We start from the raw sequence: 17,885 nt of genomic DNA, 5'->3' as shown, positions 1-17,885 counted from the left end.
GCCCCGGCCCGGCTGCACGCGCCCCCACCGGCCCTACCCTGACCCGCACAAGCGCGCGAACGGGCGGGCGCGGCAGGCTGGGGCGAGGGCGAACGCGTGGACTGGTTGAACCCCGAGAACGTGGTGGCGCTGCTGACCGCGATGGTCGGCGTGGCGGCCGCGGTGGGGCCCTTCTGGTACGAGCGCCGGGTCCCGCGCCGCAAGCGGATCGGCTACCGCGTGCAGATGGACACCCCCATCGGCGGCGACGCGCGAGGCGGCCACGACACCGTGCGGCTGGGCCTGTTCGACGACTCCCCCGGCATGTCCAACGCCACCCTCGTTCTGCTCCGGATCGAGAACGACGGCGCGCAGGGCATCTCGGCCACCGACTACACGGGCCCGGACACGCACGGCCTGACCGTCCACTTCACCGACCGCACGGTCCGCGGTGTGGCGGTCACCCAGCCCAATCCCGAACACGCCCACCTGATGGCGCACTTCACGCCCGAGGCGGGGATGCGGCACGACCACAACCGGGTGCACCTGCCGAAGGTGCCGCTCAACCGGGGCCAGCACTACAAACTCCTGGTCCTGCTCGGCGGGGGCGGTGTCGGCAGTGCGGTCCGGGTGACCGGCGGCATCCAGGACGGCGCGGTGATGCCCAACGAGAGCACCACGCCGGACGACAAGCCGCCCGTGTTCAGCCGCCCGGCCCGGACCCTGATCCTCGCGCTCGCCGTCTGCGTCGTCGCCCTGGCCACCCTCACCGTCGTACGCGACGACGCGGACCCGCCGCCGATGGGCTGCGCCACCGGGAAGCTGACCGTGACCGGCTCCACCGCGTTCACGCCGGTCGCCGAGGAGCTGGCCGAGAAGTACGAGGACGAGTGCCCCGGTTCGGAGATCACCGTGGACACCCACGGCAGTACCGCCGGCATCCGCGCTCTCGACGAGGCGGGCGCCGCGGCCGAGGACGGCTCGCCCGCCGTCGTCGCCCTGGCCGACGGCCCGAAGCCGAACGGCTATCCCCGGCTGCGCGAGAGCCGGGTGGCGGTCTCCGCGTTCGCCCTGGTGCTCAACGACCGCGTGCGGCTCAAGGGTCTGACGACCGCGCAGGTACGCGCGCTGTACGCCGGCACCGTCCGCAACTGGAAGGAGCTGGACGGGCCCGACCTGCCGGTCCGCCTCGTGAGCCGGGACGCCAACTCCGGCACCCGGCAGGTCTTCCAGCGCCGTGTGCTGGGCGGCGGCGAGCCCGCGAACACCTCGCAGGACTGCGTCCGGCGGGACGACGGGCGGCCCGGCGTCATCCGCTGCGAGCTCGACTCGACCGAGCAGGTGCTGGCCGAGGTCGCCTCCGTGCCGGGCGCCCTGGGCTACAGCGAACTGCGCTCGGGCACCGTCCCCGGCGGCCTCCACCGCCTGCGCCTGGACGGCCGGGAGCCGAGCATCGAGGGCATCGGGGCCGGCGGCTACCCGTACCACGAGATCGAGTACGCCTACACGTACGGCAGCCCGCCCGCCGACTCCCTGGTCTCCAGCTTCCTCGTCTACCTGACGCGCGGGAGCGGCCAGGACATCATCCGCACCCACGGCCACCTGCCGTGCGCCGCCCCGGAAGCGGCGAAGCCCTGCGCCGGTGAGTAGCACAGGGCTGTTGATGGCCGCTCGGGCCGGCCGGATCGCGGCCGGCCCGAGCGGCATGTTCCTGGGGGGGAAGGACGTGCCCGGAGGTGTCCGGGGTCAGTCCTCCGGCAGCTCGACCGGGGCGATCTCGTCGTAGAGGTCGCCGGGGCCCGGGTTCGTCGGGTCGGTCGTACCGCCGAAGTGGTGCATGACGCCCCACACGGCGTTCAGCGCGGTCTGCACGGCGCCCTCGGCCCACCCGGCCGTCCACGAGATGTCGTCGCCCGCGAGGAAGATGCCGCGCTTGTCCTCGGGGAGGCGGTCCTGCATGAAGTGGGTGAACAGGCGGCGCTGGTAGCGGTAGTGGCCGGGCAGGTTCGCCTTGAACGCGCCCATGAAGTACGGCTCGTTCTCCCACGACACGGTCACCGGGTTGCCGATGATGTGACGGCGGATGTCGACCTTCGGGTAGATCTCGCCCAGCGACTTCAGCATGACCTCCATCCGCTCGTTCGCGGACAGCGGCAGCCACTTGAGGCTGTCGTCGCACCACGTGTACGAGAGGCAGATGGTGGCGGGCTTGTCCGGGCCGTCGTCCAGCAGGTACGTGCCGCGCGTCATCCGGTCGGTGAGCGTCATCGACATGACGTCACGGCCGGTCTCCTCGTCCTTGTCCAGCCAGAACGGCCGGTCGACCGGGACGAAGAGCTTGGAGCTCTCCATGTAGTGGGTACGCTCCATCGCCGTCCAGTGGTCGATGGGGAACAGCGAGTCGTCACACGTGATCTTGGAGAGCAGCATCCACGACTGCGCGGTGAAGATCGCCGCCTGGTACGTGCGGATGTCGCCGGAGGCGTCGGTGACGGTGATCCGGTTGCCGGCCGTACGGTGCAGGCGCGTGACGGCGGGCTTCGGCTCGCCCACGTGGAGGGACTTCAGCGACGTACCGAGCGGCCAGTGCACGAGCTTGACCGGCTCGCGCTCCCACAGCCGGACGGGAAGCTGCTGGCTGCCGCCGACGATGCCGCGGTGGTGGTCGTCCGCCTCGGTGTAGACGACGCGCAGGATCTCCAGGATGGAGTTCGGGAAGTCGGTGTCCCAGCCGCCGGTGCCGAAGCCGACCTGACCGAAGATCTCGCGGTGCCGGAAGGACTTGAACGACTCGGACTCACAGAGGAAGCCGTAGAAGGTCTGGTTGTCGAGCTTCTCGACGAGCTTGGCCCAGATCTCCCGGATGCGCGGTACGTCGCGCTCCCGCATGGCCTGGTTCATGTCGGAGAAGTCGGCGCCCTCTTCGAGGCAGGCGTTCCAGGCGTTCATGACGTCGCGGTAGACCTGCGGCAGGTCGTCGACGGTCACGGCGTAGTGCGACTCGCCCTTGAGGTCGACGACGGTCGACGGGGTCTCGGGGGCCAGCGGGTTGGGGAACGCCTTCGTCTCCAGGCCCACCAGGTCGATGTAGTGCTGGAGCGCCGTGGAGGACGGCGGGAAGCGCATGGCGCCCATCTCGGCCGTCAGCGACTCGTCGCAGCCCTCGAACCCGACGGTGCGCAGCCGGCCGCCGATCTGGTCGGCCTCGTACACGACGGGCTTGAGGCCCATCTTCATCAGCTCGTACGCCGCGATGATGCCGGACAGGCCGCCGCCGATGACCGCGACCTCGGTGCCGTGCTCGGTCGCCGGTATCTGGCCGAGGCCCGCCGGGTGCGCGAGGAAGTCGTCGTACGCGTAGGGGAAGTCCGGACCGAACATGGTGATCGGCGGCTGCGCGTCGGTGTGCTGGACGGCGGTGGGCACCGTGGACGTCATGGGGTCGGGCTCCTTGCGAAAACGAGAAGTGAGGGGGCGAGGCGGGGGCGGCGTCAGGCCAGGGACGCGTACAGCCCGGGGCGGCGGTCGCGCAGGTACGGGTTGTTCTCGCGCGACGCCCGCAGGAACTCGGGGTCGGCGTCGCCGAACACCAGCTCCTCACCGCGCCCGGCGCGGGCCCTGGAGGCCCCGTCGGGACCGGCCAGGCAGCTCAGCCCGACGAACTCGAACTCGCCCTCGGCGCCGGTCCGGTTCACATAGGCGACGTACATCTGGTTCTCGAAGGCCCGCACGGGGACCACGGACTCGGCGACGAACTGGAACGGGTGCATCTGCGCGGTCGGCACCAGCAGCAGGTCGGTGCCCGCGAGCGCGTGGGCGCGGACGTTCTCCGGGAACTCGACGTCGTAGCAGATCATGAGGCCCACGGTCAGGCCGCCGAGCTCCGCCTGGACGACCGTGTCGTCGCCGGGCGTGAACCACTCCTGCTCGAAGCAGCCGAAGAGGTGCGTCTTGCGGTAGTTCGCGAGGCGCGTGCCGTCGGGGCCGATGAGCTGCGCGGAGTTGTAGACGGCGTCCCCGTCGCGCTCGGGGTAGCCGTAGTGGACGGCCAGCCCGTGGCGTACGGCGATGTCCGCGACGGCGTCGGCGGCCTCCCCGTCGGCGGGCTCGGCCAGCCGGTGCACGTCCGCCCCGATGGCATAGCCGGTCAGGAACATCTCCGGGCAGACCAGCAGCCCCGCGCCCGCCGCCGCGGCACGGCTCGCGGCGTCGTCGAGGACCTTGAGGTTCGCCTCGACGGAGCCGGGACGGCCGGAGCTCTGGAGCAGTGCGGTGCGCAACGGCGGCATGGCTGACCTCGGGCTGGTGGGGAAGGTGTGCGGGAGACGTAATGACGGTACGTTCCGCGCTCGCACCCGGACAAGGCGCGACCGTTGCGGACCGACCGTTGATCTGTTGCGCAACGAGCGGGGTGCGCGGCGATTCATTGCGTACGCCGCCGGGCCTCGCGTCGGACGGTCCCCGCGCCCTGCGATGATCACCGCCCGGCACCACGACCGACCGGCCCGAGCCCGCCCCGGTCGAGAGGACCGGGGCGGGCTCGGGCGACTTCAGGGGTGGTGCTCCGGCAGCCGGCCTGCGAGCCGGCCGCCCGGAAGCGCTAGGCGGGCGAACCCGACGAGAAGCGCCGGAGCAGCGGGGACAGCACGAGCACCGACTTGGTGCGCTCGACGAACGGCTCCCCCGCGATCCGCTCCAGCACGCGCTCGAAGTGGCGCATGTCGGAGGCGAAGATCTGGACGACGGCGTCCGCGTCGCCGGTGACGGTCGACGCGGACACCACCTCCGGGTAGCGCGACAGGCCACGGCGGATGTCCTCGGGGGACGTGTTGTGGCGGCAGTACATCTCGATGAAGCCCTCGGTCTCCCAGCCCAGCGCGGCCGGGTCGACGCGGACGGTGAAGCCGGTGATGGCGCCTTCCGCCCGCAGCCTGTCCACGCGCCGCTTCACCGCGGGCGCGGACAGGCCGACCTCGGAGCCGATGTCCGCGTAACTGCGGCGGGCGTCCTCGGCGAGGGCGTGGACGATGCGTTCGTCGAGATCGTTCAGTCGCACTACGGGTGGATCACTTCTCTGCGGTGGCCAGACTGGAGCGGCGCATGCCGTAGAGGAAGTAGAACACGAGCCCGGCGATCATCCAGCCACCGAAGTAGACCCAGGTCTTGCCGGGCAGGCTGAACATCATGTACGCGCAGAAGGCGAAGCCGAGAATCGGCGTCACCGGGAACAGTGCCACGCGGAACGTCCGCGGCATGTCGGGGCGCTTGTACCGCAGGATGACGACGGCGACGTTCACGAGAGCGAAGGCGAAGAGCGTGCCGATGCTGGTGGCGTTGGCCAGCTCGCCGAGCGGGATGAAGGCCGCGAGGACGCCGCAGAACAGCGACACGATCACGACGTTGGCCTTCGGCGTGCCGGTGCGCTCGTCGACCTTGGCGAACACCTTGGGGACGAGGCCGTCGCGGGACATCGCGAAGAGGATGCGGGTCTGGCCGTACAGCACGGCGAAGACGACGCTGGCGATGGCCACGACCGCGCCGGCGGCCAGGACGACGCCCCAGAAGCTGTGACCGGTGACGTCCTTCATGATCTGCGCGAGAGCCGCCTCGGTGCCCTCGAAGTCCTGCCACGGCATGGCGCCGACGGCGACCAGGGCGACGAGGCAGTAGAGCACGGTGACGATCAGCAGCGACAGCATGATCGCGCGCGGCAGGTCCTTCTTGGGGTTCTTGGCTTCCTCACCGGCGGTGGAGGCGGCGTCGAAGCCGATGTACGAGAAGAACAGGGTGGCCGCGGCGGCGCTGATCCCGGTGACGCCGAGCGGGGCGAGCGGGGCGTAGTTGCCGGCCTTGATGCCCATGAAGCCGATGGCGCAGAAGAGGACCAGCGTGGCGATCTTGATGACGACCATGATCGTGTTGACGCGGGCGCTCTCCTTGGCGCCGCCCATCAGGAAGACCATGGCGAGCAGGATGACGATCAGCGCCGGGAGGTTGATGAATCCGCCCTCGCCGAGCGGCGCGGAGACGGAGGCCGGGATCGTGACGCCGATCGTGCCGTCGAGCAGCTCGTTGAGGTACTCGCCCCAGCCGACGGCCACGGCCGCGACGGACACGCCGTACTCCAGGACCAGGCACCAGCCGCAGATCCAGGCGATGACTTCGCCCATGGTCGCGTACGAGTAGGAGTACGAGGAGCCGGACACCGGTATGGAACCCGCGAGCTCCGCGTAGGAGAGCGCCGAGAAGAGGGCGGTGAGACCGGCGATGACGAACGAGATCGCGACGGCGGGGCCGGCCAGTGGCGTGGCCTCGCCGAGCACGACGAAGATGCCGGTGCCGAGCGTGGCACCGATGCTGATCATCGTCAGCTGCCACATGGTGAGCGAGCGGCGGAGCGAGCCGCCGTCGCCCTGGCCGCCTTCCGCGACGAGCTGCTCGACGGGCTTGCGCCGCATCAGCCGGTTGCCGAGATTCGGACGCTCGGATTCCGGTTGGGGAGTGACGGGTGGCGCTGCGTCCAACACTGGGGTGGCTCCTTATCGCTGCCGATCGGGAAGGCGGCGACCGCAGCGGTCCGCTCGGGGCGTCAGAAATCAGCCCGGAGCTCGGGGACCGCCGAGCAGGCGGTCCCCGCCACTCCACGTACAGCGCGAAGCCTACGAGGTGTGCGTTCACATCCGTAATGCAGCAACCTTGCGTACCGACGGACGATCATTGCGCACGACCGCGACACATGGCTTTTTGTTGCGCCTCACCTTTCGATATCCCTTTTGTCCGGTACGGCGGAGGCCCGTCGACCGCCGTACGCACCCCACGACCGGAGGCGACCATGACGACGACCGACCGAGCGGCCGACCACGGCCTCGCGGACGCCGAGGGCTGGCTGGACCCCGCCCCCTACCTGCGCGGGGTGGCCTGGCGTGACGGCGGCCGCGTGGTGCGCGCCGACCCCGGTGACCTGGACCGGCTGCCCTGGGACACCGCCGAGCGCGCCGCCGTGCCCGTCGGGGTGCGGCTGGAGTTCACCGCGCGGGGCGCCACCGCCCTCGACATCCGCTACCGCGCCGCCCTGCCCGGGCCCGGCGAATCGCTGCGCGACCTCGCCCACACCTTCGCGCTCTGGCACGACGGCGCCCTGGTCACGGAGGTCACCGAGGACCCGGAGCGGGAGGCGGTCGTACGGATCGGGCTGCCGGAGCGCCGCGGCGGCCGGTTCACGGTGCACCCGCCGGAGAGCCAGTGCCCCGAGATCCTGGGCCTGCGCCCGGTCGGGGGGACGCTCGCCCCGGCCCCGGCCCAGCCGCGCTGGCTGGTGCACGGCGACTCGATCACCGAGGGCTGGTGGTCCACCCGTCCCGCCCACGCCTGGCCCGCGGCGGCCGGCCGGGCGCTGGGCCTGGACGCCGTGAACCTCGGGCACGCGGGCGCCGGCCGGGGCGAGCTCGCCGTCGCCCAGCAGATCGCGGGCCTGCCCGCCGAGCTGCTGACGCTCGCCTTCGGCACCAACTGCTGGTCCCGCACGCCGTTCTCGGCGCCCCTGCTGTACGAGACCGCGCGGGCCTTCGTCGGCCTCGTACGCGAGGGGCATCCGGACACCCCGCTGCTCGTCCTCTCCCCCGTGCTGCGCCCCGAGGCCGAGGAGACCCGCAACGCCCTGGGCGCCACCCTCGCCGACCTGCGCACCGCCCTGGAGGACGCCGCACGGGCCCTCGTCGCCGAGGGCGACGACCGCCTCGTGCTGCTGCCCGGCCGTCCCGTCCTCGGCCCGGAGCATCTGGCGGACGGGCTGCACCCGAACGACGCGGGCCACGCCCTGATGGCGCAGGCGGTCGCCGCCGCGCTGCGGGACGCGGGTTTCGTTCCGCCGCCGGGCGGCCCGCCGTGTTCGCCCACGGCGTGAGTACGGGAGGGGCCGGAGGGTCATGGGACGGTGGAGGGCGGGTAGGTGAGTCCTAGATGACTGAGGAGCCGCCGATGGTTGTCCTGGACTCACCCCGGCAAGACACCGCGACGGCCAGGCAGGCCGCCGCAGACTACGTTTCCCGGCACTGCCCCTGGGCCGATCTCGAGGCGGTGCTGCTCGTCGTCAGCGAGCTGGTCGCCAACGCCGTTCGGCACACCTCCGGCTGGTGGCGCCTGACCCTCCACGCGGGCCGGGAGGAGCTGGTGGTGGAGCTGGACGACTCCAGCGACCAGCCGCCGGTGCCCCGCGAGCCGGACTTCGGGGGCGGCGGCGGGTTCGGCTGGCACATGGTGCAGCGGCTCGCGGGCCGGGTCGAGGTCCGGCCGCTGCCCGAGGGCAAGCGCGTACGGGCGATCTGGCCGCGCCCCGCCGAGGCGTACTGAGCGCGTACAGACCACTGGCCGGTCCCCGCGCGAGCGGGAACCGGCCAGTGGCGACACGACGACTGCCGGAGGTCAGCTCCAGCTGGCGTGCAGCGGCTTGCCCTCGGCGTAACCGGCGGCGCTCTGCACCCCGACGATCGCCTTCTCGGCGAACTCCTCGAGCGAGCTGGCCCCGGCGTAGGTGCAGGAGGAGCGGACGCCCGCGATGATCGAGTCGATCAGGTCCTCGACGCCCGGACGGGTCGGGTCGAGGAACATGCGCGAGGTGGAGATGCCCTCCTCGAACAGCGCCTTGCGGGCGCGGTCGTACGCCGACTCCTCGCTCGTACGGTTGCGGACGGCGCGGGCCGAGGCCATGCCGAACGACTCCTTGTACGCGCGGCCGTCGGCCGAGTGCTGGAGGTCGCCGGGCGACTCGTACGTACCGGCGAACCAGGAGCCGACCATGACGTTGGACGCGCCGGCGGCCAGCGCCATGGCGACATCGCGGGGGTGACGGACGCCGCCGTCGGCCCAGACGTGCTTGCCGAACTTCTTCGCCTCGGCGGCGCACTCCATGACGGCGGAGAACTGCGGCCGGCCCACGCCGGTCATCATGCGGGTCGTGCACATGGCGCCGGGGCCCACACCGACCTTGATGATGTCCGCGCCGGCCTCGATGAGGTCGCGCACGCCCTCGGCGGCGACGATGTTGCCGGCGACGATCGGGACCTGCGGGTCGAGCGCGCGCACGGCCTTGACCGCGGCGATCATCGACTCCTGGTGCCCGTGCGCGGTGTCCACGACGAGCGTGTCCACACCGGCGTCGAGCAGCAGCTTGGCCTTGCCCGCGACGTCGCCGTTGATGCCGACGGCGGCCGCGATGCGCAGCTTGCCGTCGCTGTCGGTGGCGGGCGTGTAGAGGGTCGCGCGCAGGGCGCCCTTGCGGGTCAGGACGCCGGCGAGGCGGCCGTCCTGGTCGACGGCGGGGGCGTACTTGCGGTTGGCGTGGTCGAGCCGGTTGAACGCCTCGCGCGGGTCGATGCCCGCGTCCAGCAGCACCAGGTCGCGGGACATGACCTCGGACAGCTGCGTGAAGCGGTCGACGCCGGCCAGGTCGTGCTCGGTGACGACGCCGACGGGGCGGCGCTCGGCGTCCACGACGACGCCCGCGCCGTGCGCCCGCTTGGGCAGCAGCGACAGCGCGTCGGCGACGGTCTGCGAGGGGGCCAGGACGATCGGGGTGTCGAGCACCAGGTGACGCGTCTTCACCCAGGAGACGACCTCGGTGACGACCTCGATCGGGATGTCCTGCGGGATGACGACGAGCCCGCCGCGGCGGGCCACGGTCTCGGCCATCCGGCGGCCGGCGATAGCGGTCATGTTCGCCACGACCAGCGGGATGGTGGTGCCGGTGCCGTCGGGGGCCGAGAGATCGACGCCCTGGCGGGAACCGACGGCCGAACGGCTCGGCACCATGAATACGTCGTCGTACGTGAGGTCGTACGGCGGCTTCAGATCGTTGAGGAAACGCACGTGCTGAACATCCCAGTCGTTCGGAGTTGGCCCCCGGGCATTTCAGCCGGGGAAAAACGCACGTACTTCAGTGTCCCATGCCCATGCCGGAACACCCTCCGGGCCGATCGTCCAGGCCGCGGGGGGTGCGCTCGTCGGATCCTCCGAACCGCGCTCCTTCGCCTCAGTCGTCCGGGTCGGCCCGGTCCAGCGCGGGCCGGGGCGCCGACCCGGTCTCGCTCAGCAGGTAGTCGGCCGCGGCGGTGTCCGTGACCAGGCTGGTGACCAGGCCGGATCTGAGTACGGCGTCGATGGCGGCGGCCTTGCGCAGGCCGCCCGCGATGGCCACCACCTCGGGGATGCGCCGCAGCCGGTCCGCCTCGACGGTGATGCACCGCTCGCCGAGGTCGCGCCCGACGCGGCGGCCCTGCGCGTCGAAGAGGTGCGCGGACATCTCGGCCGCGACGCCCAGCGAGGCGTAGTGCGCGCGCTCCTCGTCGGAGAGCATGTCGTGGACCGTCGAGATGCCCGGCTCCCACGAGCCGATGGACACGGCGGCGACGGTCACCTTGTCGAAGTACTCGAAGGCACGTGCGATACCGGTCTGGCTGCGCAGCGCCGCCGCGGTCGCCGGGTCGGGCAGCAGCATCGGGGCGTAGATCGGGTGCGCCTCGCCGCCGGAGACCTGCGCCGCGCGGCGCACCGCCTCCACCGAGCCGCGTTCCGCCGTCCCCGCGTCGTACACGCCGGTCAGCTGGACGACGGTGCACGGCGGCAGCTGGTGCAGCGCCGCCGCCATGTGGATGGTGGAGCGGCCCCAGGCGAGACCGAGTACGTCGCCCTCGTTCACCAGCTCGCCGAGCAGGTCGGCCGCGACCTCGCCGAGGTTCTCGGGGTCGGTGGGCGCGCTGCCGGCGAAGCCGGGAGATCCGGGGAGGGCGTCCTCGGTGGCGTCGGCCGGGGACTCGACGACGACCGCGTGCCGCAGGCCGTAGCGGGCGCGCAGCGCGTCGGAGCGCTCCGCGTCCAGCTCGGCGGGCACCCTGATCTCGATCCGTACGAGATCGCGCTCCAGGGCAGTCTCCAGGACCCGGGCCACCTTGAAGCGGCTGACGCCGAACTCCTCGGCGATCTGGATCTTGGACTTGCCCTCCAGGTAGAAGCGGCGGGCCATGGCCGCCGCCTGGACCAGCTCTGCGGGTCCCATCCGCAGGGCTGACCGGCCCGCCGACATTGCAGACACCGCGATCTCCTCACTGCTGTTCACACTCTGGGCTCGCTGTTCATCCTGTCAGATCAGCGAGACCTTGATCAGCCCCGAAGGGCGGCGTTCACCGAGCCGTGGCTCAGTGGTCGCATGCCCAGCCGGCCGTGGCCGTGGTCTCGGTCGCCTGGTTGCGCAGCATGCGCACCGCGGCGGCCGGGTCGTCGGTGCCGTAGACGGCCGAACCGGCGACGAAGACGTCCGCGCCGGCCTCCGCGCAGCGCTCGATCGTCGACGCCGACACGCCGCCGTCCACCTGCAGCCACAGCTCCAGGCCGTGCTTGGAGATCAGCTCACGGGTACGGCGGATCTTCGGCAGCATGATGTCGAGGAACGCCTGGCCGCCGAAGCCCGGCTCCACGGTCATGATCAGCAGCATGTCGAGCTCGGGGAGCAGGTCCTCGTACGGCTCGATGGGCGTGGCCGGCTTCAGCGCCATGGACGCCCGGGCCCCCTTGGCGCGGATCTCACGCGCCGTGCGTACGGGGGCGGCGCACGCCTCGGCGTGGAAGGTGACCGACCCGGCGCCCGCCTCCACGTACTGCGGGGCCCAGCGATCGGCGTCCTCGATCATCAGGTGGCAGTCCAGCGGGATGTCCGTCGCGCGGCTGAGGGACTCCACGATCGGGACGCCCAGCGTGAGGTTGGGGACGAAGTGGTTGTCCATCACGTCGACATGGAGCCAGTCGGCGCCCTCGACGGCCTTCGCCTCCTCCGCCAGGCGGGAGAAGTCTGCGGAGAGGATACTGGGATTGATCTGAACAGCCATGGGCCAAGCCTGCCACGTTCCGGGGCACTTCCTCGCCCCGGTGGTCCCATCGGTACGGACCAGCGGCGCCCGGGATCAGCACACACCGCGCAATCCTGGCGATTCGGCCCGCGACAACGGACCCGACACCTGGCCGCAGGGGGCGCCGTGCCGAAGACGCAGGAGCTGTCAACGCCGTCTCGCCGAGGGGTCGCCCAGCTGGTCTGCGGGCGGCGCAGCAAGTGGGTCGTGGTGGTGCTGTGGCTGGTGGTGATCATGCTGGCCTTCCCGCTGGCGGCCCGGCTCACCGACGCCCAGGACAACGACTCCGCCTCCTGGCTCCCCGGCAGGGCCGAGTCGACCCAAGTCCTCCAGGAGGCAGAGGAGTTCCGGCCCGAGGTCATCCCGGCGGTCGTCGTGTACGCGCGCGAGAGCGGCCTCACGCCCGCCGACCGCGCGCGCATCGCCGAGGACGTCGCGGCGTTCAGGCAATTGAGGGACCACGGGCTGCGCGGCGCCGAGACGCGGGGTCCCGTGCTGGACCGGCCCGTCGACCCGCGGGCCGCGGAGGTCTTCGTACCGATCACGATGGACGAGAAGGGCTGGGAGCGGCTGGCGCCCGCCGTCGACTCCCTGCGGGCGCAGAGCGGCACCGGCGAAGGCGGGCTCGCGGTCCACATCACCGGCCCGGGCGGCACCTCCGCCGCGTTCTCCGAGGCGTTCGAGGGCATCGACTCCACCCTGCTGCTCGCGGCCCTCGGCGTGGTGATCGTGATGCTGCTGATCACCTACCGCAGTCCGACGCTCCTGGTGGTCCCCGTCGTCGCGGTGATCGGCGCGCTGGCGGCCGCGCAGGCGCTGATCTACCTCCTGGCCGAACACGCCGACCTGACCGTCAACGGGCAGAGCGCGGGCATCCTGACGGTCCTCGTCTTCGGCGCCGGGACGGACTACGCCCTGCTGCTGGTGGCCCGCTACCGCGAGGAACTGCGCCGTCACGAGGACCGGCACGAGGCGATGGCGCTCGCCCTGCACCGGGCCGGGCCCGCCGTGCTGGCCAGTGGCGCGACCGTGGTGCTCGGCATGCTGGTGCTGATGTTCGCCGACATGAACTCGACCAGCGGGCTCGGTCCGGTCGCCGCGATCGGCGTCGCGGTCGCCCTCCTGGCCATGCTGACGCTGTTCCCGGCCCTCCTGGTGATCTTCGGGCGCTGGATCTTCTGGCCTGTGATCCCGCGTCTCGGCTCGCCCGAGCCCACCGAGCGCGGGATCTGGGCCCGCACCGGACGGCGGATCGCCCGTCGCCCGAGGGCCGTCTGGGGCGTCACGGCCCTCGTGCTCGCCGTCTTCGCGCTCGGTCTGACGCAGTTGCGGGCCGAGGGCGTCAGCAACGCGGACGCCTTCACGGGCAAACCCGACGCGATCACCGGGCAGGAGGTCCAGAACCGGTACTTCCCGGCGGGCAGCGGCAGCCCCCTCGTCGTCGTGAGCAACGCCGAGCAGGCCGGGCAGGTCGGCGAGGCCGTGGCGCGGGCCGACGGGGTGGTGCCCGGGTCGCTCACCGTCCCGCCCGGCACCAAACCCGTGCACGACGGCCGGGTGCTGCTCGAAGCCACGATGACGCAGGGCGCCGACAGCGCGGCCGCCAAGGACACGGTGGAGCGGGTACGGGAGGCGGTGCACGCCGTCCCGGACGCCGACGCCCGGGTGGGCGGCGGCACGGCGGCGCTCCTGGACATGGACGAGGCCACCACCCACGACAACGTTCTGATCATCCCGCTGGTGCTGATCGTGGTGCTGCTGGTGCTCATGGTGCTGCTGCGCTCGCTGGTCGCGCCGCTGCTGCTGATCGGCACGGTTGTGCTGTCGTTCGCCGCCGCCCTCGGGCTGAGCGCGCTCGCCTTCCGGTACGTCTTCGACTACGCGGGCGAGACGACCGACTTCCCGCTGTTCGTCTTCGTGTTCCTGGTGGCGCTGGGCATCGACTACAACATCTTCCTGTCCACCCGGATCCGCGAGGAGGCCCGGCGCCAGGGCACCAGGGCGGGCGTGGTGACGGGCCTCGCGACCACCGGCGCGGTCATCACGTCGGCCGGCCTCGTCCTGGCGGGCACCTTCGCCGCCCTGGGCACGCTGCCGCTGGTGGCCTTCGCCGAGATCGGCTTCGCGGTCGCGCTGGGCGTGCTGCTCGACACCCTCGTCGTACGGTCCGTACTGGTGCCGGCGCTGTTCCTGGACACCGGCCGGAAGGTGTGGTGGCCGCACCGGATGGCCCGCGAGGGCCGGTAGGGCGCGCCCCCGCTCACCACTCGATGTCGTCGCCGTCCACGATCTCGGCGTGCATGTTGCGCCGCATCATCTCCAGCGCGGCGTCCGCGAGCGGCGGATGGATGTGCGCCACGGCGTCGCGGGGGACGGTGACCCGCAGGTGCCGGATGTGCGCGTCGAGCGCCGAGTACAGCACGCACTGCTCGGTGACCTGGCCGCACAGCACCACGTGGTCGGCCCCCAGGGAGCTGAGCAGGTAGCCGAGCGGCGTCTCGAAGAAGATCGAATGGCGCGCCTTGACCACGAACAGCGAGTCGCCGTCCGGCTGGAGGGGCCGCACCAGCTCCGCGTGCGGCCCCGACAGGGCCGTGTCGACGATCTCACCGTGGTGGGAGCGCCACTCGCCGAAGTTGTCGTTCACGTAGATGACCGGAACGCCGCTCTCCCGGGCGCGCTTGAGCAGCCGGACGATCGCCGGGACGGCCTCGCGCGCCGAGGGGAGCAGCAGCTCCGCGTCGTCATGGTCATAAGTGGTGATCATGTCGATGACGATGAGAGCGGTCTTTCCCATACGCCCCAGGTTCCCCGAAAGTCGACGATCGCCCCACTCGGGAACGCCCCTGGCTAAGCGGTCCGCCGCAGCAGCGCCAGGTACATCGCGTCCGTGCCGTGCAGGTGCGGCCACAGCTGTACGTCGGGTCCGTCGCCCAGGGCCGGTACGCCGGGCAGCAGCGGCCTGGCGTCGATCCACTCGGCCTCGGCCGGCTGGTGACCGCCGCGCCCCTTGAGCACGTCGTCGACCACGACGCGGGTCTCCGCGAGGTGCGGCGAGCAGGTGGCGTACCCGACGATTCCGCCGACCCGCACCGCGCTCAGCGCCTCGCGCAGCAGCCCGCGCTGGAGCGGGGCGAACCCCTCGAGGTCCTCGGCGCGGCGGCGCCAGCGCGCCTCGGGGCGGCGGCGCAGGGCGCCGAGCCCGGAGCACGGGACGTCCATCAGGACGCGGTCGAAGGAGCCCGGAAGCCACGGCGGGCGCGTGCCGTCGGCGGCGACCACCTGGTACGGCCCCGGGTTGCCCGCCAGCGTGCGCTCGACGAGGCGGGCGCGGTGCGGCTGCTTCTCGGAGGCGAGCAGCGCCGCTCCGCGCTCGGCGGCGAGTCCGGCCAGCATGGCGGCCTTGCCGCCGGGCCCGGCGCAGCCGTCGAGCCAGCGCTCGTCGCGCCCCTCGACGGGAGCGTTCGCGAGTGCGACGGCGACCAGCTGGCTGCCTTCGTCCTGGACCCCGGCCCGGCCCTCCTGGACGGCCGCGATGGCGCCCGGCTCGCCGCCCTCGGCCAGGCGTACGGCGTAGGGGGACCAGCGGCCCGGCAGTCCGGAGTCCTCGCCCAGCACGTCGAGCAGTTCGTCGGCGGTGGAGCGGCCCGGGCGGGCGACGAGCGTCACCTCGGGCCGCTCGTTGTCGGCCTCCAGCAGGTCCTCGATGCCGGCGCGGCCGCCGCCGAGGGCGTCCCAGAGGGCGGAGACGATCCAGCGCGGGTGGGAGTGGACGACGGCCAGGTGCGCCTCGGCGTCGTCGTCGTACGGCGGGGCGACCTGCTCCACCCAGGCGTCGAGGTCCTGCTTTGAGATCTTCCGCAGCACCGCGTTGACGAACTTCGCGCGCCCCTCCCCGAGCACCACGCGCGCCAGCTCGACGCTCGCCGACACGGCGGCGTGCGTCGGGATGCGGGTGCCCAGGAGCTGGTGCGCGCCGAGCGCCAGCACGTCGAGGACCGGCGGGTCCACCTCGCGCAGCGGCCGGTCGACGCACGCCGCGACGACCGCGTCGTACGTGCCCTGGCGGCGCAGCGTCCCGTACACCAGCTCGGTCGCCAGGGCCGCGTCGCGCTCGTCGAAGTCGCCCTTGGCGCGGGCCTTCTTCAGCAGCGGCGGCAGGACGAGGTTGGCGTACGCGTCGCGCTCGTCGACGGCGCGCAGCGCCTCGAACGCGAGGAAGCGGACCGGGTCCTTCTTGGGGCGCCGGTGCGGCTTGGCCGGACGCTTGGCGGTTCGCTTGGCGGGAGGGCTGCTTGGCTGGTCACTCACGAAAAAGGTGCTCCGCTGAAGAGGGGGACGAACCCTCTCAGCGTACGTCCGCCGCGCCCACGTGCTCCCCCGGGGCGATCCGCACGCCGCGCGCCCAGTCGGCGCCGAGCATCGGCTTCTTGCCCTGCGGCTGCACCCACAGCAGTTCCACGGGGTGCGATCCGGTGCCGGCGTACACGTTCTTCTTGCCCGCCGACAGCTCACCGGGAGCCAGGGCCAGATCCGTGCGGTCGGGCAGCGGCTTCACGGAGACCAGCTTGAGCCGCTCGCCCCGGAACACCGTCCAGGCGCCGGGGGCGGGCGTGCAGCCGCGCACGACGCGGTCGACGCGCAGCGCGGGCGCGGCCCAGTCGACCTGCGCGTCCTCGACGGTGATCTTGGGTGCGAGGGTGATGCCCTCGGCGGACTGCGGTACGGCGTGCAGGGTGCCGTCCTCGATGCCGTCCATGGTGGCGGCGAGCAGGCCGGAGCCCGCGAAGGCGAGCCGGGTGAGCAGGTCGCCGCTGGTGTCGGTGGGACGCACCTGCTCGGTGAGCACGCCGTACACCGGCCCGGAGTCGAGCCCTTCCTCGATCAGGAAGGTCGACGCGCCCGTGACCTCGTCGCCCGCGAGAATCGCGTGCTGCACCGGGGCGGCGCCACGCCATGCCGGCAGCAGCGAGAAGTGCAGGTTCACCCATCCCTTGGCGGGGACGTCGAGGGCCGTCTTGGGGAGCAGTGCGCCGTACGCGACGACGGGGCAGCAGTCCGGCGCGATCTCGCGCAGCCGCGCGAGGAAGTCCTCGTCGCGCGGGTGGACCGGCTTGAGCACCTCGATCCCGGCCTCCTGCGCCCGCGCGGCGACGGGGCTCGCGACGAGTCTGCGGCCGCGTCCCGCCGGGGCGTCCGGCCGGGTGACCACGGCGGCGACCTCGTGCCGGTCGGAGGCGATCAGGGCGTCCAGGGCGGGTACGGCGACCTCGGGGGTGCCTGCGAAGACGAGCTTCATCGGTGGCGCGGGCCTCTCGGGCAGGAAGGGCGGCAACGGGTGCGGCGTCAAGGGACGCACCAGTCTATGGGCCGTCACGATCCCTGGCCTCAGGGGGCGTACGCAGGGCCACGCGCCCCGGGCGGACACGTCTACGCCCCCAGCAGCGTGACCCCGGCGCCGGGTGACGCGTTGGTCAAGTGAGATTGACCGAAACGGCCCGCGCAAGCGGCCCCGACTCCCCGCCCGCTCCCCCACACGCACCCTTCCGTCCTTCTTCCGCCCCTTCTTTCACGCCGGTTCGAGAGGCTTGTTCATGGCCGACCACGCAACCCACGACGCCCAAGCACGGGCCAGCCTGCATCTGTTGGTACGGGACATCGAGCGGGTCCGCCGGCAGGTGGACGCACTGCGCACCCTCACCGCCCAGCTCGGCAACGTCTACCGCCCGCGTCGCTCCGGCCCGTCCACGGGCTTCGTCGTCTACGGCCGGGCCCCGGCGCCCACCGTCCGCCTCGCCCAGGAGCTGCGGGACAGCGTCGAGACGCTGGTGACCGCGGCCGTGGACTTCGACCGTTCGCTCGGCTTCTCCTGGGACGCGGTGGGCTCGGCCCTCGGAGTGACCAAGCAGGCCGTGCACCGGCGTTACGGCGCGCGGCGGGCCGCCGCGCAGACCAGCGCGCCGGCGGAGGCCGAGCCGGCCGCCGAGACGGCGACCGCCACCCGCACCC

General features: G+C 72.3%; 15 protein-coding genes. 5 read left to right on the top strand and 10 right to left on the bottom strand.

Annotated elements, in window-relative coordinates:
* Positions 1-96: 96 nt before the first annotated feature.
* Entirely contained in the window at positions 97-1,629 is a 1,533-nt protein-coding gene (locus tag E2E34_RS06720; protein WP_138900996.1) for a substrate-binding domain-containing protein, read from the top strand.
* 96 nt (positions 1,630-1,725) lie between these two features.
* Here E2E34_RS06720 and E2E34_RS06715 read toward each other — a convergent pair whose 3' ends face one another.
* From E2E34_RS06715 to E2E34_RS06700, 4 genes are all read right to left on the bottom strand, one after another.
* Entirely contained in the window at positions 1,726-3,417 is a 1,692-nt protein-coding gene (locus E2E34_RS06715) for a flavin monoamine oxidase family protein (RefSeq protein WP_138900995.1), read from the bottom strand.
* 53 nt (positions 3,418-3,470) lie between these two features.
* On the bottom strand, positions 3,471-4,268 hold the full coding sequence (locus tag E2E34_RS06710; protein WP_138900994.1) for a carbon-nitrogen hydrolase family protein: 798 nt from the start codon (positions 4,266-4,268) through the stop codon (positions 3,471-3,473).
* Positions 4,269-4,579: 311 nt separating this feature from the next.
* Positions 4,580-5,035: an Lrp/AsnC family transcriptional regulator gene (locus E2E34_RS06705; RefSeq protein ID WP_069929730.1), complete on the bottom strand. Its 456-nt coding sequence runs from the start codon at positions 5,033-5,035 to the stop codon at positions 4,580-4,582.
* 10 nt (positions 5,036-5,045) lie between these two features.
* The gene (locus E2E34_RS06700) at positions 5,046-6,506 is read right to left on the bottom strand and encodes an amino acid transporter (RefSeq protein WP_138900993.1); all 1,461 of its coding nucleotides are present in this window, start codon (positions 6,504-6,506) and stop codon (positions 5,046-5,048) included.
* Between the two features lie 305 nt (positions 6,507-6,811).
* On the opposite strand from E2E34_RS06700, the gene E2E34_RS06695 reads away from it, so the two are divergent.
* Together E2E34_RS06695 and E2E34_RS06690 are read left to right on the top strand one after the other, a co-directional pair.
* Positions 6,812-7,882 carry a GDSL-type esterase/lipase family protein gene (locus E2E34_RS06695; RefSeq protein ID WP_138900992.1) on the top strand — a complete coding sequence of 357 codons (1,071 nt, stop codon included), beginning with the start codon at positions 6,812-6,814 and terminating at the stop codon, positions 7,880-7,882.
* Between the two features lie 74 nt (positions 7,883-7,956).
* A complete protein-coding gene (locus E2E34_RS06690) occupies positions 7,957-8,328 on the top strand; it encodes an ATP-binding protein (RefSeq protein ID WP_244315540.1) in 372 nt (123 codons plus the stop codon).
* A 72-nt stretch (positions 8,329-8,400) separates the two neighbouring features.
* Here the strand turns inward: E2E34_RS06690 and E2E34_RS06685 are convergent, their stop codons facing one another.
* The 3 genes from E2E34_RS06685 to rpe form a co-directional block, all read right to left on the bottom strand.
* Positions 8,401-9,843: a GuaB1 family IMP dehydrogenase-related protein gene (locus E2E34_RS06685; protein ID WP_138900990.1), complete on the bottom strand. Its 1,443-nt coding sequence runs from the start codon at positions 9,841-9,843 to the stop codon at positions 8,401-8,403.
* A 163-nt stretch (positions 9,844-10,006) separates the two neighbouring features.
* Positions 10,007-11,089, bottom strand: a complete 1,083-nt coding sequence (locus tag E2E34_RS06680; protein WP_138900989.1) for a sugar-binding transcriptional regulator — start codon at positions 11,087-11,089, stop codon at positions 10,007-10,009.
* A 79-nt stretch (positions 11,090-11,168) separates the two neighbouring features.
* The gene (rpe, locus tag E2E34_RS06675) at positions 11,169-11,855 is read right to left on the bottom strand and encodes a ribulose-phosphate 3-epimerase (protein WP_138896807.1); all 687 of its coding nucleotides are present in this window, start codon (positions 11,853-11,855) and stop codon (positions 11,169-11,171) included.
* A 147-nt stretch (positions 11,856-12,002) separates the two neighbouring features.
* Here rpe and E2E34_RS06670 point away from each other — a divergent pair, with 147 nt between their 5' ends.
* On the top strand, positions 12,003-14,123 hold the full coding sequence (locus E2E34_RS06670; protein WP_244315539.1) for an MMPL family transporter: 2,121 nt from the start codon (positions 12,003-12,005) through the stop codon (positions 14,121-14,123).
* 13 nt (positions 14,124-14,136) lie between these two features.
* On the opposite strand, the gene E2E34_RS06665 is transcribed toward E2E34_RS06670, so the two are convergent.
* The 3 genes from E2E34_RS06665 to fmt are packed head-to-tail and all read right to left on the bottom strand — an operon-like array spanning position 14,137 to position 17,175.
* Positions 14,137-14,673: a cysteine hydrolase family protein gene (locus E2E34_RS06665; RefSeq protein WP_138900988.1), complete on the bottom strand. Its 537-nt coding sequence runs from the start codon at positions 14,671-14,673 to the stop codon at positions 14,137-14,139.
* Between the two features lie 53 nt (positions 14,674-14,726).
* Positions 14,727-16,187, bottom strand: a complete 1,461-nt coding sequence (locus tag E2E34_RS06660) for an RsmB/NOP family class I SAM-dependent RNA methyltransferase (RefSeq protein ID WP_138900987.1) — start codon at positions 16,185-16,187, stop codon at positions 14,727-14,729.
* A 37-nt stretch (positions 16,188-16,224) separates the two neighbouring features.
* Positions 16,225-17,175 (bottom strand): methionyl-tRNA formyltransferase, encoded by a 951-nt coding sequence (fmt, locus tag E2E34_RS06655; RefSeq protein ID WP_138901013.1) that lies wholly within the window; start codon positions 17,173-17,175, stop codon positions 16,225-16,227.
* 295 nt (positions 17,176-17,470) lie between these two features.
* Here fmt and E2E34_RS06650 point away from each other — a divergent pair.
* Positions 17,471-17,885: hypothetical protein (locus tag E2E34_RS06650; protein ID WP_138900986.1), on the top strand; the 415-nt coding region annotated here is incomplete at its 3' end.

Source organism: Streptomyces albidochromogenes (genome assembly GCF_005981925.1).
Classification (GTDB): Bacteria; Actinomycetota; Actinomycetes; order Streptomycetales; family Streptomycetaceae; genus Streptomyces; species Streptomyces albidochromogenes.
Note: the sequence above shows the minus strand (reverse complement) of the source record. Positions and strands in the feature narration are given on the sequence as shown.